Below are 19,635 nucleotides of genomic sequence, written 5' to 3' on the forward strand. Positions count from 1 at the left end.
TCGAAGGCGGCACGCCCCTGCGTGATCTGCCGGTAGAGGTCGCTGGTGGTGGAGTCCTGCCACGTCTTCAGGCCGGACGCCGCCGCGACGCCGACGGCGGCGCCGGTGCCCGCGCCGCTCCGGGTCTTCACGTCGTGTCCACCTCGCCTCCACCTCGGATAGGCGCCGGGTTACCCGGTCAATACCGGGCAAAACAGACCGCAGGCCACGGGCAAGGACGACGGCTCCGGCCGCCCCCGCCGGAGGGGTGCGCCGATGGCCGCATCAGGACGGGCGGCGCTCCGCTCAGAGTGAACATCCCCGACGCTCATGGCGGCCCGCACAGACCACCCCAGCGTGAACACCAGACCAGAACGGCCTTAACCCGGCGCCGCGTAACGGTTAAGACTCGTGAGTAATACGCCTCTTGAACTGGTACGGACCAGTGTTTATCTTCGACCCCACCACGCGCGATTGTGCTCGGTGGGCCATCCCATCGAGCACTATTTTGCACGCGCGAAAGCCGGAGAGGCGGGGACAGATGAAACGGCACCTCATGGGCGTCGTCGCGGCGGGCCTGACCGTGGCGCTCGGCGTCAGCGGATGCGGCAAGGGCAGTTCGTCGGGCGGAGACTCCGACGGCAAGACCATCAAGTTCGTCGCCGCGATCTACGACGACAACACCAAGCCCTACTGGGACGCACTGATCAAGGACTTCGAGGCCAAGAACTCGGGCTACAAGGTCAACCTGGAGATGGTCGACTGGACCCAGATGGACGCCAAGGTCAAGACCTACGTCCAGACGAAGCAGGTCCCCGACGTCCTGAACTACAACGCGTTCTCCGACTTCGCCCGCGACGGCCTCATCTACAAGGCGTCCGAGGTGCTGTCTCCGGCGACGCTGAGCGACTTCACGCCCACCTTCGTCGAGCAGGCCCAGTACAACGGCACCCAGTACGGCCTGCCGTTCATCTCCAGCGCGCGCCTCCTGTTCTACAACAAGGAGCTGTTCAAGAAGGCCGGCGTCACCGACCCGCCCGCCACCTGGGACGAGGTGAAGAGCGCCGCGCAGAAGGTGAAGAAGACGGGCGCGATCGGCTACGGGCTGCCGCTCGGCCCCGAGGAGTCGCAGGCCGAGTTCTACTCGTGGGCGATGAACAACGGCGGCGGCTGGGTCGACGCGTCCGGGAAGTGGGCCATCAACCAGCAGGCCAACATCGACACCCTCACCTTCCTCAAGGACCTCAACAAGTCCGGGCTGACCCAGCCGAACCCGGAGACCACCGACCGCAAGACGGTGTTCAACCAGTTCGCGCAGGGCAAGGTCGGCATGGCCATCGGCGGGCCGTTCACCAAGGCCGGATTCATCGACCCGGTGAACAAGGACCTGGACTTCGGCGTCGCGCCGCTGCCGAGCAAGAGCGGCACCGAGCACAACACGCTCGGCGTCATGGACGTCCTCGCCGCGTTCAAGAAGGACGACGGCAAGAACAAGGAGGCCATCAAGAAGTTCCTCGACTTCTTCTACCAGAAGGAGAACACCTCGAAGTTCCTCACCACCGAGGGCTTCCTCCCGGTGACGAAGTCGGCCGGTGACGCGCTCAGCGCCGACCCGTACATGAAGCAGTTCGTGGACGCGCTGCCCACCTCCAAGTTCGCCCCGACGACCAACCCGGCGTGGTCCGCGGTCGCCGGCGCGGTGAAGCAGGACCTCGGCACCGCCGCCGCGAACGAGGACCCGAAGAAGGTCCTGGACAAGATCCAGGAAACCGCCGAGAAGGCCGGCTGAGTGCAGGACCTCAAGGCCAAGGAGCGGGGGGCCGTCACCTCCCCGGCCCCCCGCCCCTCCCTCGTCCGCCGGGCCGGCCGCGCGCTGACCCCGCTGCTGTGGCTCGGCCCGGCGCTCGTCCTCATCACGGTCGTCGTGCTCTGGCCGGTGATCGAGATGGTCCGGACGTCGCTGCAGAAGATCAGCTCGTCCGGCGTCACGCTCGGCTACCGGGGCGGCGCCAACTACACCGACCTGTTCGGCGAGGACGACCTCGTCCCCGTCGTGCTGCGGACGCTGCTGTGGGTCGGCGGCATCGTGATCGTCACGATGGTGCTGTCCCTCGCGCTCGGCCAGCTGCTGAACGCCCGCTTCCCCGGCCGCCGCGTCGTCCGCTGGGCCGTCATCGTCCCGTGGGCGGCGTCGGTGCTGATGACGGCGCTGATCTGGAAGTGGATGCTGGACAACTACTCCGGCATCGTCAACCGCGTCCTGCTCGACCTGCACCTGATCGACGAGCCGGTGAACTGGCTGGCCCACCCCACCCAGGCGATGTTCTGGATGATGTGGGTCGCGGTGTTCGTGTCGCTGCCGTTCACGTCCTTCGTCATCCTCGCCGGCCTGCAGACGATCCCCGGCGACGTGTACGAGGCCGCCCGCGTCGACGGCGCCGGCCACGTCCGCACCTACTTCGGCATCACCCTCCCCCTCCTGCGCCCGGCCATCCTCATCGCCTCGATCATCAACGTGATCAACGTGTTCAACAGCTTCCCGATCATCTGGGCGATGACCGGCGGCGGGCCCGGCCACAAGACCGACACCACCACCACGTACATGTACAAACTCGCGTTCTACGACCAGAACGTCGGCGAGTCCGGCGCGATGGCGGTCGTCAACTTCGTCCTGATCCTGGTGATGGTGCTGCTGTACCTGCGGGCCGCCCGCTGGCGTGAGGAGGTCCGATGACCGGCCGCTCGGCACCCGAGGGGGCGACCCCCCGGCGAACGCGAAAGATCGTCCTCGCCGGGATCGGCTGGCTGGTGGCGCTGGCCTTCCTGCTGCCCTACCTGCAGATGTTCTTCACCGCGCTCAAGCCCGAGCGCGAGCTGACGGAATCCCCCGGCACCTACCTGCCGTCCCAGTGGACGTGGTCGAACTTCGTCGACGTCTGGTCGGCGGCCCCCGTCTGGACGTACCTGCGGGTCTCCCTCACCGTGGCGGCCGCCGCCACCCTGGTGACCCTGGCCTGCGCCCTGCCCGCCGCCTACTACACGGCCCGGAACCGCTTCCGGGGCCGCGGCGCGTTCCTGCTGCTCGTCCTGGTCACGCAGATGTTCGCGCCGACCGCACTCGTCATCGGCATCTACCGGGAAATGGTCGCGCTGAACCTGACCGACACCCTGATGTCGCTCATCCTGGTGAACGCGGCGTTCAACCTGCCGTTCTGCGTCTGGATCCTGCACGGCTACTTCTCCAGCATCCCGAAGGAACTGGAAGAGGCCGCCTTCCTGGACGGCGCGGGCCGCATGGGCGCCCTCACCCGCGTCACCCTCCCCATTTCCATGCCCGGCGTGGTCACCGCGATCGTCTACACGTTCATCGCGGCGTGGAACGAGTACATCGTCGCCCTGACCGTCACCGCGTCCCCGGACCGCCGCCCGCTCACGGTCGGCATCCCGTCCTTCGTCACCCAGTACCAGGCGCACTGGCAGTACCTTTTCGCCGCGTCCCTGATCGCGATCATCCCGGTCGTCATCCTGTTCATCTTCGTCGAGCGCTACCTGATCGGCGGCCTGACCGCGGGCTCCATCAAATGAGCCTGATCGGCTTGGACGTGGGCGGCACCTCGATGAAGGCCGCGGTGACGCACGACTCCGAAGTACTCCTGACCGAGTCATGTCCCACGGACCGCGAAGACCCGGTGGGCGGCATTCTCGACTTCGCCGCCCACCTCGCGTCCCGCGCGGCCGCATTGGGCTCCCCCGCCCAGGCCGCCGGGATCGCCCTGCCCGGCATCGTGGACGAATCCACGGGCACGGCCGTCCATTCCGCGAACCTCGGCTGGCGCGACGTCCCCATGCTCCACCTGGCCCGCGAGCGCCTCGGAATCCCCGTCGCCGTCGGCCACGACGTCCGCACGGGCGGCCTGGCGGAAGCGGTATTGGGCGCCGGCCGTGACGCCGGCGACTTCGTCTTCATGGCCATAGGCACCGGAATAGCCGCCGCCCTGATTCTGAACGGCAGCCCCTATCCCGGCACGATCGGCTGGAGCGGCGAGATAGGCCACGTGGTCGTCCGCCCGAACGGCGAGGACTGCGCCTGCGGCAACAAGGGCTGCCTGGAGAGATACTCCTCGGCCGCCGCCATCTCCCGCCGCCACGGCGCCTCCGTCCCCGCGGAGGAAGTGATAGCCCGCGCCGGGCGGAACGACGAGAAGGCCACGCAGGTCTGGTCCGAAGCACTCGATTGCCTGGCGGACGGCCTGGCCGCCACGACACTCCTCCTGGACCCGTCCCTCCTCGTCATCGGCGGCGGCCTGGCCAAGGCCGGTGAGTCACTCCGAGCCCCCTTGGCCACCCGCCTGGCGGACCGCCTGACCTTCCGGGAGGCACCCCGCCTGACCCTCTCCGAACTGGATGACCAGGCAGCCGTAAAAGGCGCAACAATCCTCGCCGCCCGCCTCCTGCCCCCTCACAAGCCGAAGAAGTAACGCACCGCTCGGCGGATGGGGCCGAGATGACCGCTCATGCGGGCACCGGCTCGATCTCGGCCCAGACCACCTTGCCGCCCTCGCTCAGCGGCCGAGTCCCCCAGCGCCGGACGAGCGACTCCATGAGCATCAGCCCGCGCCCGCTCTCGGCGGCATGGTCGACGGGCCGCACGACCGGCGCCGCGTCCGACCGGTCCCACGCCTCGACGACCGCGAACCCGTCGTCCCGCAGATAGGCGCGCACGATCACCAGATCCCCGTCCCGGGACCCGTGCGTGACCGCGTTGGTCGCCAGCTCGCTGACCACCGTCCGGGCGACGTAGTCCGCAAGCCCCCAGCTCCCGAAGACCATCCCGACGAACTCTCGGGCCTCCCTGACGGCCTCCGCCGCCGCCTTGATCACGATCACTGACGGCTCCATCCGCTCACCTCCGCGTGTCGTATGTGACTTAACGCAAAGGATTAACCACATGGAGTAATATCAAGAGCAAAGCGCGACAGCGCAACGAGCCCGCTTGCACCTGCTTGCAAGTGCTTTCGAGAGGTGGCCCGCCCATGCCGTCACGAAAGCCCACCCGGCAGACCATCGCCTTCGGCATCGCCCTGGCCGGCCTGCGCGAAGATGTCGGACTTTCCCGACTCGAACTGGCCAACCGCATACCGGTCACCCGCAGCTACATCGGCCAGGTCGAGACCGGAACCACCCGCTGCACGAGAGAGTTCGCGGCCGAGCTCGACAAGGCCCTCGAATCCCAGACCGAAATGCAGGACGCCTGGGACGACCTGCTCAAATCCAGCCGGTACCCGCCCTGGTTCGCCGACTACCCCCTGGCCGAAGGCACCGCCTGCTTACTGCGCGCCTTCGAGACGATGTTCGTCTACGGCCTCTTCCAGACCCCGGCCTACATCCGCGCCCTTCTGCAGGAAGAGACCGCCGTCGAAGGACGACTGCGCCGCCAAGAGGTCCTGCAACGCGAGCCCCCGCCCATGCTCAGCATCGTCCTGCTGGAAAACGTCCTCTGGACGTGCATGGGCAACGCGGAGATCATGCGCGAACAATGCGAACACCTGCTCACCGTCTCCGAGTGGAGCAACGTCACCCTCCAAATCGCCCCCACCGGCTACTACCGGGGACTGGAGGGCCCCTTCAACCTCGCCACTCAGTCGAAGGGCAGCGAGCTGCTCCATATGCCTGCCGCCAGGGGCGGTCTCACAACCGACGACCAAGAGGATATCTTGCACATAGTCGGCGCTTTCTCGGCGCTGCAAGCTCGCGCTCTGAGCGTCGACGACTCCCGCGAGTTCCTACGGAAGGCGGTTGTCCGGTGGACGTGATCACGTGGCGGAAGGCGGGGAAGAGCGACGGCCAAGGTGGGGCGTGCGTGGAAGTGGCACGCTTTCCCGAGGCCGTGGCCGTCCGCGACTCCAAGGACCCCGACGGACCCAAACTCCTCCTCACCCCCCGCACCTTCCAAACCATCCTCAACAGCCTCAAGCAGTAGCCCCCATGCCCGGCCCCTCCTTGGGGCCGGGCACCCTGTCGACCTCTGCTTTCCTCAATAACCAGGCGGACCAGGGTGACGCCTGCTTCGACACAATCCTCAACGACCTCAAGCAGTAGCCAGCACGCCGGGTAACTCTGAGAGGCCACCATGAACGCGAGCGAAGACGAGACCGCAGGGAAGGACCGGCCGGAGACCGCACAGGCGTTCATGGCGCTACCGGCGCGAACCGGGGACTCACGGGAGTTGTTCCTGGAGTGCCTGGCCGACCTCGTCCGAGCGGTCGGACTCGACGTCCCGGCCGAGCCGGATCCAGATGATCGGCGGGGCTGGCGATTGCGGGTACGGGCGGCGCTTCGCAACGCCGGCAGCGAGGGCCTGCCCGCGTCCGATGCCGCCTTCGGCGCCCTCATGAAAGCGGCCGTCCACGATCCGGACCCGAGCTTCAATCGCCAGTTCGTCGAGCCGGCTCTGCACGTATTCGGACGCAGGCGTGTCCGCTCTGCGCTTCTCGAGTATCTGCGGACGGGCACCGATCTGGAGCGGGCCGGTGCCGCGCGTGCGTGGTACTGGACGGCTCTGCCGCTGCGCCTCCCCAACACGCGAGCCGGGAACGACCTCGGGGAGAGCCGGACGGACTCCGAGGACAGGTCCGTCCTGGTGAGGGTGTGGAACGAGGCCGCGCTCCAAGAATTCGTCAGCAATGAAAACCTGGACGTTCGACGCTGCATTCTCCCTGGGCTGCCTCTGTGGCCGTCCGCGTATCCGCCGGAACTCCACGCTCTCGTGGTGACGGCGGTGGAGATCGCTCGCTCCCACCCGGATGAGTACATCCGCCACCGCGTGGAAATCCAAGTGAGCGGTTGATCGCCCTCGGCCCCTCCCCGGCCTCGTCAGGCGTCCGGGTGCCGTGTTCGTCAGTGGGCGGGGTCTGTTGCGCTGGGTTGTGAGGACGTCCGGGATGGGGCGGCGGTCAGCAGGAGGGCGGCGAAGACGAGGGGCGCGGCGATCTGGTAGCCGATCCATACCTCGCCCCCGGCACCGCTGCTCCCCCACACGGGAAGAAGGGCGGCGAGGGTCGCCAGCCCCCAGCCGGCGTCGTAGCCGACCATGAGGCGGACGTAGGTGCGCGCCGGGCGGCCGCGCAGGTGCTTGATCTCGATCGCGCCGCAGATCAGCAGGGCCGCGCCCGAGGCGGCCATGAGCCATGTCGATACGCCGAACAGGCGGCCGAGTGGGGCCGCGGCGATCAGGAAGCCGGCGCCCAGGAGCGCCTTGACGGCGCTGTCGGCGATGATCCCGGTCCTCTGGCGTGCGTCCGGCGGAGCGTTGTTCTGGGGCATGGGGTCCTCCCGAGCTCGTCCAGGCTTGGTTCCGTAATCAAATTATCGTAATAATGAGACTATGCGTATGACGAGAGCGGAGGCCAAGGAGCGCAACCGCCGTGCCCTGCTGGACGCCGCGTTCGAGGTCGTCGCCCGGGACGGGTACCGGGCCAGGCTCGACGAGATCGCCGAGCGGGCCGGCCTGACCACCGGCGCCGTCTACTCCCTGTTCGGCAGCAAGAACGGCCTGGTGCTCGCGCTCGTCACGGACTACCTGCGGCCGCACTACGAGGAGATCGAGCAGGCCGTCCCGGCCGGACTCGACCTGCTCGGCGCGGTCGAGGTCTTCGCGCGGTACTACCGGCGCAGCTTCGATTCGCCGGATGCGCTGTCCGTCCTGTCGCTGCAGATCACCCTGCTGGACATGGCCTTGCACGACCGGGAACTCGGCGCTCAGCTCGCCGCGTCGATCCGGCGGCAGGAGCAGCAGCTGATCGCGGTGTTCTCCGGAAGGCCGCACAACGGGGGCACCGTGACGTCCGGCCAGGCGGAGCGCCTGGTCACGGCACTGCGAGCGCTGTTCGTCGGCCTCAACCAGGGTGTCATCCTCGGCCTCGCCCCCGGCGCGGACGAGCAGTTCTTCGTCGATGCCGCTCGGTCGCTCGCCACGGGGATGTCCCTCGCCGGTCACGATGCGGACGGTTCGTGACGGACGTTTTCGAGGGCATTCGGACGTCCGCCCCAGGTTGACGAGTGGCCGGGGCCGGTGGTGGCCTGTCCGGGCAGACCGGCGAGTTGCATCGGTACATCGCGGAAAGGGCGGTATGGCGGAGCCTTCGGTTGCGGCCGACCAGGCCGGCGGCGCGGACGGTGGTGGACGCGGTCCGCTGCGGCGTGCGGCACTGCTCGGCGGCGGTTTCGCCGTGTCCTACGGGCTCGTCCTCACGGTTCTGAGCGACACTTTCTTCTGGTTCGCGATCCCCGGAATGCTCGGGCTCGTCACCGTCGTGCTGCTGGCCATGCACCTGCTGCTGTATCGCCCGTTCAGAGGCGCAGTACCGTTCGCCGCGGACGGCACCGATCGCGAAGGCCCGGTGAAATACCACTACAGGATCCTGGTGGGACGTTACCTGCTGCTCATCGCGGTGCCCGGCATCGCGATGATCGCTTTGCCGCTCGCGCTGGGTCTCCGCTATCTCGGCCCGTTCGTCGCCGTGGGCATGATGGCGCTTTTGCTGGGGACGCGGTTCTGGCTGCCGCAGATCGGCTGGGTGCGGAAATGCGCCCGCGTGCTGAAGGTGTACGACTTCGAGTTCCGCTCACCCGTGCAGAAGTCGAGCCTGCAGAGCCAGGGCAGGCGTTCCTTGACGCTGGGCGACGGCGACTCCCCGCGAATGTCGGCGCGCGAACCGCTCTACTCCGGCCAGTGGCCCGCAGAGATCGACCGCGGGGCCTGGTTCGCCGGTGACGACGTCTTCGGGGGCGTGCTGCTCGCTCCCGGCACTGGCGAGTTGATGTTCATGCAGCCGGAGAACTGGGCCGTCCACGAGAATGCACGGCAGCGGGCGGAAGCGGAGCGCCGGAGCAAGGCCGAGCAGGCCGGGCTCACGCGCAGGTCGGTCTAGAGTTCCGCCACCCTGGCGATGACGAAACGGCTCTTCGGTAGGGCCGGGGCGCGCCACGGATGGATGCTCAGGTCCTGTGGCGGTACCTGGTAGGACATCCACCGGGTGAGGGCGGTCACCGACGTTTTCATCACGTCCTTGGTGACCCATTCTCCGGCGCAGCGGTGGCCCTCGAAATGGTCGCCGCCGCCCTGTGGAATGAGGCTGTAGGCGTCCGGTGTGCGGCCGATGAACCGTTCCGGTTTGAATTGTTCGGGACGGTCCCAAAGGCGCGGGTCGTGATCCGTCCCGTGCAGGTCGAGCAGGACGCGCCGTCCCTTCGGGAAATAGTGACCGCGCCATTCGAAGTCGCGGGCGGCGCGCGCCGCGACGAGCGGGAAGAACGGGTAGAACCGGCGCACTTCCTGGACGAACGCTTCGAGGAGTTCCGGGTCGTCGTCCGTCGCGAGCCGGCGTTGCCATTCGGGATGGTCGTGCAGCGCCATGGCGGCGAACACCACGAACCGCGCCACCGCCACAGTGGGCCGCAGGACGTTGAGCAGCTCCACTCCGGCCACGTCCGGCGGCAGGAGGCTCCCGTCCGTGTCGCGGTAGGCGGCGATCTCGTCCAGCGCCGTGCCGTCGCCTGGCGCTGCTCCGCGAGCCGACGAGGCATCCCGCCCGTGCCGTTCACGGGCGCGCGTGACGTGGGCGGCGGCCCAGCGGTCGGCGAGCCTGCGAGCGGTGCGTCCACGCAGATAGCGGGGGCCGACCGCCGCCGGGGCCTCGATCAGCGCGACGAGCATCCGGGAGATCTGCGGGACCTGCCGGGCGGCGAGCGGCACCCCCGCCCACGCGCACACCGCACTGCACAGCAGCTCGCTGACCTCATCGAACAGGACGACGCGCGGCTCGTTCCGCCACGCGCCGATGCGCTCCCGCCACGCCCGCCCGGTGAGATCGCGCAGTTCGTCCCGCGCCTCGGGCGTCATCAGAGACATGAACATCCGCTTGCGCGCGGCGTGCCGCCGCCCGTCCAGGCCCTGCACACCGTTCTCGCCGAACAGCGTGACGCGGAGCCGCCGGGGCGCGGCGCCCTCCCGGACGAAACGGTCCGGGTCGTAGAACACGCGCGCGGCGTCCGCCCCGGTCATGCAGGTGGTCTTCCGCAAGAGCAGCCGCATGTCGTAGACGTCGGTGTCCAGGCGGCGGGCCCGTGCGGACAGCAGCCCGTAAGGCCGCGACAGCAGCGGCAATGTGTCGTCCAGGACGGGCATGACGCTCCTTCGTTGGGGACCGGCTCTCCGCGGCGAGTTCGTCAGGGGACGATGACGAGCTTGCCGCGCGTGTGCCCGCTGCGGCTGGCGTCGAACGCGGCACCCGTCTCCTCCAGCGGGAACGTGTCCACGACCTCGACGGCGAGCGCGCCGCGGTCGGCGAGGCGGGCCAGCTCGGCGAGCTTCGCGCCGTCCGGGCGGACCCAGATCCAGTGGCCGCCGTGCTCGTCCACGGTGTTGTCGGCGATGGACACGTGCCGCCCGCCGCTGGCCAGCAGGGCGAGCGTGGCGTCCAGCTGCCCGCCCACGAAGTCGGCGACGGCGGTCACCCCGCCGGGCGCCAGTTCGCGGACGCGCTCCACCAGCCCGTCCCCGTAGGAGACCGGTTCCGCGCCGAGTCCCCGCAGGTAGTCGTGGTTCTTCTCGGACGCCGTGCCGATCACCCGGGCACCGCGGTCGCGGGCGATCTGGACCGCGAGGCCCCCGACCCCGCCGGACGCCGCGTGGATGAGCAGCACGTCGTCCTTGCCGACCGCCAGCCGGTCCAGGGAGCGCTGCGCGGTCATCCCGGCGAGCGGCAGGCCGCCCGCCTGGTTCCAGTCGAGCGCCTGGGGCTTGTGCGCGACGTGGTCGGCCGCGACCGCGACGTACTGCGCGAACGTCCCGGCGCCGACGACGTCCTTGCGCGCGTACGCCATGACCTCGTCGCCGACGGCGAACTCCGGCGTGTCGGGGCCGAGGCCGCGGACGACCCCGGCGACGTCCCAGCCGGGGATGACCGGGAAGACCGCGTCCATCATCCCGTCGAGGCCGCCGGCCATGACCTTCCAGTCGACCGGGTTGACCCCGGCGGCGCGGACCTCGACCAGCACCTGGCCGGGGCCGACCTTCGGATCCGGCGCGTCCCCGACCTTCAGCTTCGCGTTGTCGGACGCATACGAGTCATAGGTGACGGCACGCATTCCTCCAACCTGCCTCCGCACCCGCCCACTAAACCCGTCCGCCCGGCGCGCGATGCGTAGGAGATTTCCTACGCTTGACACGTAGGCAACTCCCTACCTATCGTCGCCCGCATGACCATCACCCATGTGCGCCTGCTGACCGTTCCCGTCTCCGACCTGGACACGGCCAAGGACTTCTACGCCGGCAAGCTCGGCTTCGACGTCGTCGCGGACCAGCAGAACGGCCCGATCCGCTGGCTGCAGCTCGCCCCCAAGGGAGCCGAGACGAGCGTCGTCCTCGCCGACCACACCCCGGCCGCGCCCGGAAGCCTGCAAGGGCTGATCCTGGCGACGGCCGACCTCGACGGCGACTGCGCGGCGCTGCGCGAGGCCGGCGTGGCCGTCGACGGCCCGCAGGACCTCCCCTGGGGCCGGCAGGCCGTGATCACCGACCCCGACGGCAACGGCCTCGTCCTGGCCGAGCAGTGACCGCCGACGTGTTCGCGGCGCTGGCCAGCCCCGTCCGGCGGGAGCTCACCGCGCTCCTGCTGGACGGCCCGCGCCCGGTCAACGACCTCGCCGCGCACTTCACGATGAGCCGCCCGAGCGTCTCCGAGCACCTCAGGGTGCTCCGGGAGGCCGGGCTCGTCACCGAGCAGCGCGACGGCCGCCGGCGCGTCTACCGGCTGGAGCCCGGACCGCTGCGCGAACTGTCCGAATGGCTGACCCCGTACGAGCGGTTCTGGCGCGAGAAGCTCTCCAACCTGCGCGAACTGCTGGACGAGGAGGACCTGTGACGCCCATCGTCGAGGCCGCCGGGCTGGTCAAGCGGTTCGGCGACGTGGAGGCCCTCGCCGGCCTCGACCTCGCCGTGTCGCCCGGCCGGGTGACGGCCCTGCTCGGGCCGAACGGCGCCGGCAAGACCACCTTCGTGCGCTGCGTCGCGACCCTCGTCCGTCCCGACGGCGGCACGCTGCTCGTGGACGGGATCGACGCCGCCCGCGACCCCGCCCGCGTCCGCCGCACCATCGGCCTGGCCGGCCAGTACGCGGCCGTCGAGGGTGCGCTGACCGGCCGCGAGAACCTGGAGATGATCGCCCGCCTGTTCGGCCGGAGCCGCCGGGACGCCCGCGCCGGCGCGTCCGACGTGCTCGAACGCCTGTCCCTCGGCGATGTCGCCGACCGCCTCGTCCGCACCTACTCGGGCGGGATGCGCCGCCGCCTCGACCTCGGCGCCAGCCTCGTCGGCGCGCCCCGCCTCCTGCTGCTGGACGAGCCCACCACCGGGCTCGACCCCCGCAGCCGCATCGAACTGTGGGACGCTATCGGCGACCTTGTGGCCGGTGGCACGAACGTCCTGCTGACCACCCAGTACCTGGACGAGGCCGACCGCCTGGCCGACCGTATAGCGATCATTGACCACGGCCGCGTCGTCGCCGAGGGCACGCCCCGCGAGCTGAAGGCCCGCACGGGCGGCGACCTGATCGAAGTCCATGTCCATGACCACACCTCTCTGACCTCGGCCGCCGGAGCCCTGGACGCCCTCGGCACCGTCCGCACCGACCCGCGCACCCTCCTCGTCACCGCGACCGCAGAGAACGGCCCGGACGACCTCACGAGAGCCGTCCGGTCCCTGGCCGACCACCAGATCCCGATAGCTGACATCACCCTCCGCCGCCCGACCCTCGACGAGGTCTTCCTCTCCCTGACCACCACCCCGGAACGAGGCTCCCGCCGACGGGACGAGGCTCCGGCCGACGCGACGAGGTTTTCCCCGACGGGGACGGGACCATCATGAGAAGGAGTGAGGCCGCATGGCGGTAATGCAGGCGCCCGGCGGGGCCGGTGTCGGAGCGGCGAGCTGGGTCATCGCCCGGCGCGGGATGCGGCGGACGTTCCGGACGCCGCAGATCATCGTGATGGGGCTCGTCCAGAGCGTCGCGTTCCTGCTGATCTTCCGGTACGTGTTCGGCGGGGCGATCGGCACGGGACGCGTCGACTACGTCGACTACATGATCCCCGGGCTGCTGACCGTGAGCGGGCTGTTCGCCGGCATGAGCGCGGCGGTCGCGGTCGCCGAGGACGTCGCGTCCGGCTACCTCGACCGGCTGAAGTCGCTGCCGATGCCGCGCACCGCCGTCATCTCCGGCCAGGTCGCGGCGGACACGGCACGCGTCACGCTGATCCTCGCGGTGAGCGCGGCGCTGGCCTTCGCCGTCGGCTTCCGCGTGCACGCGGGCTGGCCGTCCGCGCTGGCCGGATTCGGGTTGTGCGTCCTGTTCGGGTTCGCGTTCGTGTGGGTGTTCGTGGCGCTGGGGCTGCTCAGTGCGAACCCGCAGGCGGCGCAGGGCGCGGGGTTCCTGGCGCTGCCGCTGAGCTTCGTCTCCAGCGCCTACGTCCCGGTGGAGACGATGCCCGGATGGCTGCAGGGCTTCGCCGAGAATCAGCCGGTCACGGTCATGATGGACGCCGTCCGGGTGCTCACGCAGGGCGACGCGGCCGCCGCGCTGCTCGGCCACGGCGCCGCCTACTACGTGACGCGCTCGCTGGCGTGGACGGCCGGGATCATCGTGGTCTCCGGCGTCATCGCCGTCGCCCGCGTCCGCCGGACATGACATGGCGGCGACCGGACACGGGCGTGCCCCGGGCACGCGCCGTAAGGTGGACGGCGTGAGCGGTGAGCGCGCGTCGATCGAGGTGGACGAGTTCCTGCCGCATCCGCCGCGCAAGGTGTGGCGGGCGCTCACCGAGCCGGACCTGCTGGCCCGCTGGATGATGCCGAACGACTTCGAACCCGCCGTCGGGCACCGCTTCACCTTCGCCGCCACCCCGATCCCCAACATCGGGTTCGACGGCACGATCCGATGCCGGGTCCTCGACATCGAGGACGAGCGGCTGCTGCGCATCAGCTGGAACGGCGGCGGCCTCGACACCACGGTGACCTGGCGGCTCGTCCCCGAAGGCCACGGCACCCGGCTGTTCATCGAGCACGCCGGCTTCGACCTGGACGACCCCGTCAACGCCTACGCCTTCCGCGGCATGGGCAGCGGCTGGCGCTCCGGCATCCTCCGCGCCCTCCAGAAGACCCTCACCGACATCGCCTGACCGTCCCCGTCAGCCCCCAGAGCGGGAGCACCCGCCCAGCCGGCCCCGAGCCACTCCCCAACGGCGAGAACGATCACCTGCCCCCAGCCAGTCCTCAAGATCGGCCGCCGTCCCTCTCAGCCCGCTCCCGGTGGGGGCCGGATCGGCTGGCTCGCTCCCCGTTGGCCCGAGTCAGCTTTCTGGGGTGGCTGGTGGGTCGGCGTAGACGCCGTGCAGCATGCCGGTGGCCTGGCCGACCTCGATCAGGTAGTCGTCCGGGTCGCGCATGTAGCAGCGGATCTCGGCCTTACGGTCGATGGGCTCGGTCAAGAACCGGGCGCCCCGCTCCTTGGCGTACTTGTAGAACGCGGCGGTGTCGGCGACACGCACGTTCATCGGATACTTGCAGCGTGGAGACCCCGTCCTTCAGGGCGGGGAGGAAGCGCGGCACGATGCGGTGCTGTGGTCTCCTGGTTTTGTCGGTGGTGGTCGGTAGGTTGCAGAGCGTGTCCCGGTACCGGTTGTGTCCGACCCCTGCCCAGGAGGCGGGGCTGCTGGAGCATTGCTCGCACGCCCGGTATGTCTGGAACCTGGCCCTTGAACAGCACTCCTGGTGGACGCCGCAGCGCGGCCCGGCGCCGGGATATGTCGCGCAGGCCCGGCAGCTGACCGAGGCCCGCGCCGCGAATTCGTGGCTGGCGGCGGGGTCGCAGACAGTGCAGCAGCAGGCGCTCAGAGACTTCGCGCAGGCGATGGCGAACTTCTTCGCCGGTACGCATCGGCGTCCCACTTGGCGCAGGGCCGGTACGCATGAGGGGTTCCGGGTCGTCGGGGTGCGGGGCCGGGCGTGGGAGGTGCGGCGGTTGTCGCGCCGCATGGGTGTGGTGCGGGTGCCGAAGGCGGGGTGGGTGCGGTTCCGCTGGTCCCGGCCCGTCCCGCCCGGCGTGAAGTCGTTCCGGGTGACCCGCGACCGCGCCGGACGTTGGCATGTCGCATTCGCCGCCATCCCCGACCCCGTTCCCGCACCGGGCAATGGTGCGGCGGTCGGTGTCGATCGGGGTGTGGCGGTGTCGGCTGCGCTGTCCACCGGCGAGACCAGCAGCGTGCCGGGTTTGACGCCGGGTGAGGCCGAGCGGTTGAAGCGGTTGCTGCGCCGCCTGGCCCGCGCGAAGGCGGGGTCGAACCGGCGTGCCCGTGTCAAGGCCGCCGTCGCGCGGCTCAGGGCGCGTGAGGCCGATCGCCGCAAGGACTGGGTGGAGAAGACCTCGACGGATCTGGCGCGCCGCTTCGACGTCATCGCCGTCGAGGACCTCGGCGTGGCCGCCATGACCCGGTCCGCCAAGGGCACCATCGACGCCCCCGGCGCGGGTGTGCGGCAGAAGGCCGGGCTGAACCGCTCGATCCTGGCCAGCGGGTGGGGCCGGCTCGTGACCCGGTTGGAGCACAAGGCACCAGGACGGGTCGTCAAGGTCGATCCGGCGTACACGTCGCAGACCTGCAACGCGTGCGGGCATCGCGCCCGGGACAATCGCGAGAGCCAAGCGGTGTTCCGATGCGTGGCCTGCGGGCACCGGGCCAACGCCGACGTCAACGCCGCCTGCAACATCCGAGACACCGCCGTGGGACGCACGGTGGCCGCGCGGGGAGGCACGCCGTCGGGCGGGCCGGTGAACCGCGAACCTCAGCCCACTCTCCTCTCCACATAGGGACGGGGTTGGAATCCCCCGCCATCAGGCGGGGGAGGACGTCAAGATGATCCAGGTGTTGGCGACCTTCACGATGGCGGGGTTCTCCGCCAGGACGACCTCACCGCCGAAGACGTCCGCGTAGAACGCGCGCGAGCGCGCCACGTCGCGGACGGTGAGGAAATGCGTCAGCACGAGCCCCTCCACGGGCGCGGGCAACCGATCCCGTTCCGCCATGTCTCTGCCTCCCGATCATCAGGGTCGTCCCGGTCTGCGGTCGTCTCCCAATACCCGGAGGACGCCTCCCGACCCTCGAAACGCCTCCTCAACCCCCTGGTCATCTCCCTGGTTCCGGCCCGTCTCCCCTTGCCGAAGAACCTCACGATCTTGAACGTCGATCTTCCCGCCGGCCCGAGATCGTCCCGGCTCGTCCCGTCCACCGAAAGGTCCCGCCCCTGGCTCACCCCGGGACATGCCGGCGCACCCCCGGCCAAAGGCGGGCCGGGGGTGCGCGTACGGCGGGTCAGCTGACGGTTTCCAGGGGTGGGTCGTTGGCGAACTGGGTGTTGTAGAGGTCGGCGTAGCGGCCGCCTGCGGCGAGGAGGTCGTCGTGGGTTCCGCGTTCGACGATGCGGCCCTGCTCGATGACCAGGATCTGGTCGGCGGAGCGGATCGTGCTCAACCGGTGCGCGATGACGACGGCGGTGCGGCCGTCGAGGGCCTCGGCGAGGGCCTCCTGGACGGCGGCCTCGGAGGTCGAGTCGAGGTGGGCTGTGGCCTCGTCCAGGATCACGACCCGCTGGCGGGCCAGCAGGAGGCGGGCGATGGTGAGGCGCTGGCGCTCGCCGCCGGACAGGCGGTAGCCGCGCTCGCCGACGATGGTGTCGAGGCCGTCGGGCAGGCCCTCGATGAGGGTGTCGAGGCGGGCGCGGCGCAGGACGTCCCACAGGTCGTCCTCGGTGGCCTCGGGACGGGCCAGGAGGAGGTTCTCGCGGATCGACTCGTGGAACAGGTGGCCGTCCTGCGTGACCATGCCGAGGGTGTCGCGGATGGCCTGGAAGGACAGGTCGCGGACGTCCACGCCGCCGAGGCGGACGGCGCCGGAGTCGACGTCGTAGAGGCGCGGCAGGAGCTGCGCGATCGTCGACTTGCCCGCGCCGGACGAGCCGACCAGCGCGACCGTCTGCCCGGGTTCGGCGCGGAACGAGATGCCGTGCAGGACCTCGACGCCGCCGCGGGTGTCGAGGGTCGCGACCTCTTCGAGGGAGGCGAGGGAGACCTTGTCGGCGGACGGGTAGCCGAAGCGGACGTCGTCGAACTCGACGGTGACCGGGCCGTCCGGGACGGTGCGGGGCTCGGGCTTCTCGGCGACGAGGGGCTCCAGGTCGAGGATCTCGAAGACCCGCTCGAAGCTGACGAGGGCGCTCATCACCTCGACGCGGGAGCTGGCGAGGGCGGTCAGCGGCGCGTACAGGCGGGTCAGCAGGAGCGCGAGCGCGACGACGGCGCCGGCGTCGAGGTGGTCGCGCAGGGACAGGAAGCCGCCGAGGCCGTAGACGAGGGCGAGGGCCAGGGCGGAGACCATGGTGAGCGCGGTGATGAAGACGTGCTGCACCATCGCGGTGCGGACGCCGATGTCGCGGACGCGGCGGGCGCGGGCGGCGAACTCGGCCGACTCGCGGGCGGGGCGTCCGAACAGCTTCACCAGGGTCGCGCCCGGGGCCGAGAAGCGCTCGGTCATCTGCGTGCTCATCGCGGCGTCGTGCGCCGCGGCCTCGCGTTCGAGCCGCGCCAGGCGGGTGCCCATGCGGCGGGCCGGGAGGACGAAGACGGGCAGCAGAACCAGGGCGAGCAGCGTGATCTGCCAGGAGATGCGGACCATCACGGCGAAGGTGAGCAGCACCGTGACCAGGTTGCTGACGACGCCGGAGAGGGTGTCGCTGAAGGCGCGCTGGGCGCCGATCACGTCGTTGTTGAGGCGGCTGACCAGGGCGCCGGTGCGGGTGCGGGTGAAGAACGCGACGGGCATCCGCTGGACGTGGTCGAACACGGCGGTGCGCAGGTCGAGGATCAGCCCCTCGCCGATGCGGGCCGACAGCCACCGGTTGGCGAGCCCGAGGCCGCCTTCGGCCACCGCGAGGACGGCGATGACCACGGCCAGCCCGATGACGGTGGACGTCGCGTCGCGGTCGACGATCGCGTTGACGACCCAGCCGGCGAGGACGGGCGTCGCGACCGCGATGACCGCCATCACCACGCTGAGGATGAGGAAGGCGGCGAGCTGCCGCCGATGCGGGCGGGCGAAGCCGCCGATGCGGCGCAGGGTGGCCTTGGAGAAGGGCCTGCCGTCCTGCGCGTGCATGGCGTGGTGCAGCGACATCCACGCCGTGACCTCCATGTCCACGGGTCCCCCTGGTGATCGTTAGCCTGGAACGGCAAGCATGGGACCTCAACAATGGTTGAGGTCAAGTCGTCGCCCGCGGCCAGCATGGCGCGGGGGTCCGACATTTCACGGAGGGACGCGCACCACGTGGACATCGAGAGTCTCCGGGCCGACACCCCCGGCTGCGCGAAGGTGGCCCATCTCAACAACGCGGGCGCGGCGCTGCCGCCCCGTCCGGTCATCGAGGCCGTCAACGGGCATTTCGCGCTGGAATCGGAGATCGGCGGATACGAGGCCGCCGAGCAGAACGCAGAGGCCGTCCAACACTTCTATGACGCCGTGGCAGGGCTCATCGGCGCGCGCGCAGACGAGATCGCCTACGTGGAGAACGCCACCCGGGCCTGGGACATGGCGTTCTACTCGATCCCCTTCGCGGACGGCGACCGCATCCTGACCACCACCTCCGAGTACTCCAGCAACGCCATCGCCTACCAGCAGGTGGCGGCGGCCAAGGGCGCGAAGGTGGAGGTCGTCCCCGACGAAGCCGACGGCACCCTCTCCCTGGACGCGCTGGAGGCCGAACTCGCCAAGGGTGACGTCCGCCTGGTGTCGCTCAACCACATCCCCACGCAGAACGGACTCGTCAACCCGGCTGCCGAGGTGGGGCGGCTGTGCCGTGAGCACGGCGTCCTCTACCTTCTGGACGCGTGCCAGTCGGTCGGCCACCTCGCCCTGGACGTGGGCGAGATCGGCTGCGACATGCTCTCGGCGACCGGCCGCAAGTACCTGCGCGGCCCCCGCGGCACGGGTTTCCTGTACGTGCGGCGCGACATCGTGCGGACGCTCGTCCCGCCCTTCCTCGACCTGCATGCCGCCGAGTGGAAGGCGCCGGACGGCTTCGAGATGCGCGGCGACGCCCAGCGCTTCGAGACATGGGAGCGGTACGTCGCCGGGCAGATCGGCCTGGGCGTCGCCGCCGACTATGCGGCCCGCGTGGGGATGGTGGAGATCGAGGCACGCGTGACCGCACTCGCCACCAGGCTTCGTGAGGAACTGGCCGACCGCCCTGGTGTCACCGTCCATGACAAGGGGGTGCGGCCGTCCGGGCTCGTCACGTTCAGCGTGGACGGCCACGACCCCGCCGCCATCAAGGCGGCCGCAAGGGCGCACGGCGTCAACATCAACGTCACGAACCCCATGTCGCACGGATACGACCCGCACGTCCTTCCTGCGGCCGTGCGGGCCTCCGTGCACTACTACAACACCGAGGAGGAACTGGACCGGCTACTGTCCGTCCTCCCCTAGCGGGGGCGTGAGCGTGCCCAGGGCCGGAGGATGGGCACCGGTAGCGGCCTCCGGGCACGCCCACTGGTCACA

Annotated in this window: 23 protein-coding genes; 16 read left to right on the forward strand and 7 right to left on the reverse strand. The window is 70.0% G+C overall.

Translation table 11 applies throughout. The features are described 5' to 3' along the window. Positions 1-520 precede the first annotated feature (520 nt). Genes AB0K34_RS01320 through AB0K34_RS01335 form a run of 4 tightly spaced genes read left to right on the forward strand, consistent with a single transcriptional unit; the run spans position 521 to position 4,457 of the window. Positions 521-1,768 carry an extracellular solute-binding protein gene (locus tag AB0K34_RS01320; protein ID WP_138641750.1) on the forward strand — a complete coding sequence of 416 codons (1,248 nt, stop codon included), beginning with the start codon at positions 521-523 and terminating at the stop codon, positions 1,766-1,768. Further along, positions 1,769-2,713, forward strand: a complete 945-nt coding sequence (locus tag AB0K34_RS01325) for a sugar ABC transporter permease (protein WP_301175471.1) — start codon at positions 1,769-1,771, stop codon at positions 2,711-2,713. It abuts the gene before it with no gap. Beyond that, on the forward strand, positions 2,710-3,564 hold the full coding sequence (locus AB0K34_RS01330; protein WP_138638210.1) for a carbohydrate ABC transporter permease: 855 nt from the start codon (positions 2,710-2,712) through the stop codon (positions 3,562-3,564). Before AB0K34_RS01325 ends, AB0K34_RS01330 begins: the two co-directional genes overlap by 4 nt. Further along, positions 3,561-4,457, forward strand: a complete 897-nt coding sequence (locus AB0K34_RS01335; RefSeq protein ID WP_364544462.1) for an ROK family protein — start codon at positions 3,561-3,563, stop codon at positions 4,455-4,457. The genes AB0K34_RS01330 and AB0K34_RS01335 overlap by 4 nt, the downstream gene beginning before the upstream one ends. 34 nt (positions 4,458-4,491) lie before the next feature. Here the strand turns inward: AB0K34_RS01335 and AB0K34_RS01340 are convergent, their stop codons facing one another. Continuing rightward, a complete protein-coding gene (locus AB0K34_RS01340; protein WP_171069153.1) occupies positions 4,492-4,878 on the reverse strand; it encodes an ATP-binding protein in 387 nt (128 codons plus the stop codon). A gap of 134 nt (positions 4,879-5,012) precedes the next feature. Between AB0K34_RS01340 and AB0K34_RS01345 the strand changes: the two genes are divergently transcribed. From AB0K34_RS01345 to AB0K34_RS01355, 3 genes are all read left to right on the forward strand, one after another. After that, positions 5,013-5,792, forward strand: a complete 780-nt coding sequence (locus AB0K34_RS01345; RefSeq protein ID WP_364544465.1) for a helix-turn-helix transcriptional regulator — start codon at positions 5,013-5,015, stop codon at positions 5,790-5,792. Beyond that, the gene (locus tag AB0K34_RS01350; RefSeq protein ID WP_364544802.1) at positions 5,789-5,959 is read left to right on the forward strand and encodes a DUF397 domain-containing protein; all 171 of its coding nucleotides are present in this window, start codon (positions 5,789-5,791) and stop codon (positions 5,957-5,959) included. The genes AB0K34_RS01345 and AB0K34_RS01350 overlap by 4 nt, the downstream gene beginning before the upstream one ends. Positions 5,960-6,109: 150 nt before the next feature. Further along, entirely contained in the window at positions 6,110-6,826 is a 717-nt protein-coding gene (locus tag AB0K34_RS01355; protein ID WP_364544468.1) for a hypothetical protein, read from the forward strand. A gap of 50 nt (positions 6,827-6,876) precedes the next feature. Here AB0K34_RS01355 and AB0K34_RS01360 read toward each other — a convergent pair whose 3' ends face one another. Further along, positions 6,877-7,302, reverse strand: a complete 426-nt coding sequence (locus AB0K34_RS01360; RefSeq protein WP_364544470.1) for a hypothetical protein — start codon at positions 7,300-7,302, stop codon at positions 6,877-6,879. A gap of 67 nt (positions 7,303-7,369) precedes the next feature. Here AB0K34_RS01360 and AB0K34_RS01365 point away from each other — a divergent pair, with 67 nt between their 5' ends. Both AB0K34_RS01365 and AB0K34_RS01370 read left to right on the forward strand, forming a co-directional pair. Next, positions 7,370-7,993: a TetR/AcrR family transcriptional regulator gene (locus AB0K34_RS01365; protein WP_364544473.1), complete on the forward strand. Its 624-nt coding sequence runs from the start codon at positions 7,370-7,372 to the stop codon at positions 7,991-7,993. A gap of 115 nt (positions 7,994-8,108) precedes the next feature. Next, positions 8,109-8,909: a hypothetical protein gene (locus AB0K34_RS01370; protein WP_364544476.1), complete on the forward strand. Its 801-nt coding sequence runs from the start codon at positions 8,109-8,111 to the stop codon at positions 8,907-8,909. Here AB0K34_RS01370 and AB0K34_RS01375 read toward each other — a convergent pair. Together AB0K34_RS01375 and AB0K34_RS01380 are read right to left on the reverse strand one after the other, a co-directional pair. Beyond that, entirely contained in the window at positions 8,906-10,165 is a 1,260-nt protein-coding gene (locus tag AB0K34_RS01375) for a cytochrome P450 (protein WP_301175470.1), read from the reverse strand. The genes AB0K34_RS01370 and AB0K34_RS01375 overlap by 4 nt on opposite strands. A gap of 41 nt (positions 10,166-10,206) precedes the next feature. Continuing rightward, positions 10,207-11,127, reverse strand: a complete 921-nt coding sequence (locus AB0K34_RS01380; RefSeq protein WP_364544479.1) for an NADP-dependent oxidoreductase — start codon at positions 11,125-11,127, stop codon at positions 10,207-10,209. A gap of 111 nt (positions 11,128-11,238) precedes the next feature. Here AB0K34_RS01380 and AB0K34_RS01385 point away from each other — a divergent pair, with 111 nt between their 5' ends. Genes AB0K34_RS01385 through AB0K34_RS01405 form a run of 5 tightly spaced genes read left to right on the forward strand, consistent with a single transcriptional unit; the run spans position 11,239 to position 14,211 of the window. Beyond that, positions 11,239-11,595 carry a VOC family protein gene (locus AB0K34_RS01385; RefSeq protein WP_138638201.1) on the forward strand — a complete coding sequence of 119 codons (357 nt, stop codon included), beginning with the start codon at positions 11,239-11,241 and terminating at the stop codon, positions 11,593-11,595. Beyond that, entirely contained in the window at positions 11,592-11,903 is a 312-nt protein-coding gene (locus tag AB0K34_RS01390) for a metalloregulator ArsR/SmtB family transcription factor (protein ID WP_138638200.1), read from the forward strand. Before AB0K34_RS01385 ends, AB0K34_RS01390 begins: the two co-directional genes overlap by 4 nt. After that, positions 11,900-12,904, forward strand: a complete 1,005-nt coding sequence (locus AB0K34_RS01395; RefSeq protein WP_364544482.1) for an ATP-binding cassette domain-containing protein — start codon at positions 11,900-11,902, stop codon at positions 12,902-12,904. The genes AB0K34_RS01390 and AB0K34_RS01395 overlap by 4 nt, the downstream gene beginning before the upstream one ends. Before the next feature lie 16 nt (positions 12,905-12,920). Beyond that, the gene (locus AB0K34_RS01400) at positions 12,921-13,721 is read left to right on the forward strand and encodes an ABC transporter permease (RefSeq protein WP_364544485.1); all 801 of its coding nucleotides are present in this window, start codon (positions 12,921-12,923) and stop codon (positions 13,719-13,721) included. Positions 13,722-13,776: 55 nt separating this feature from the next. Beyond that, positions 13,777-14,211: an SRPBCC domain-containing protein gene (locus AB0K34_RS01405; RefSeq protein WP_364544488.1), complete on the forward strand. Its 435-nt coding sequence runs from the start codon at positions 13,777-13,779 to the stop codon at positions 14,209-14,211. A gap of 171 nt (positions 14,212-14,382) precedes the next feature. Here the strand turns inward: AB0K34_RS01405 and AB0K34_RS01410 are convergent, their stop codons facing one another. Then, a complete protein-coding gene (locus AB0K34_RS01410; protein ID WP_364544491.1) occupies positions 14,383-14,586 on the reverse strand; it encodes a hypothetical protein in 204 nt (67 codons plus the stop codon). Positions 14,587-14,600: 14 nt separating this feature from the next. On the opposite strand from AB0K34_RS01410, the gene AB0K34_RS01415 reads away from it, so the two are divergent. Continuing rightward, positions 14,601-15,896 (forward strand): transposase, encoded by a 1,296-nt coding sequence (locus tag AB0K34_RS01415; protein WP_364544493.1) that lies wholly within the window; start codon positions 14,601-14,603, stop codon positions 15,894-15,896. 24 nt (positions 15,897-15,920) lie between these two features. On the opposite strand, the gene AB0K34_RS01420 is transcribed toward AB0K34_RS01415, so the two are convergent. Both AB0K34_RS01420 and AB0K34_RS01425 read right to left on the reverse strand, forming a co-directional pair. Further along, entirely contained in the window at positions 15,921-16,112 is a 192-nt protein-coding gene (locus AB0K34_RS01420) for a VOC family protein (protein ID WP_364544496.1), read from the reverse strand. Positions 16,113-16,398: 286 nt separating this feature from the next. After that, complete coding sequence (locus tag AB0K34_RS01425) at positions 16,399-18,273, reverse strand: ABC transporter ATP-binding protein (RefSeq protein WP_364544805.1); 1,875 nt, start codon at positions 18,271-18,273, stop codon at positions 16,399-16,401. A gap of 132 nt (positions 18,274-18,405) precedes the next feature. Here AB0K34_RS01425 and AB0K34_RS01430 point away from each other — a divergent pair, with 132 nt between their 5' ends. Further along, positions 18,406-19,563, forward strand: a complete 1,158-nt coding sequence (locus AB0K34_RS01430) for an aminotransferase class V-fold PLP-dependent enzyme (RefSeq protein ID WP_364544498.1) — start codon at positions 18,406-18,408, stop codon at positions 19,561-19,563. Positions 19,564-19,635: the final 72 nt, after the last annotated feature.

Source organism: Actinomadura sp. NPDC049382, assembly GCF_040677125.1.
Lineage (GTDB): Bacteria > Actinomycetota > Actinomycetes > Streptosporangiales > Streptosporangiaceae > Spirillospora > Spirillospora geliboluensis.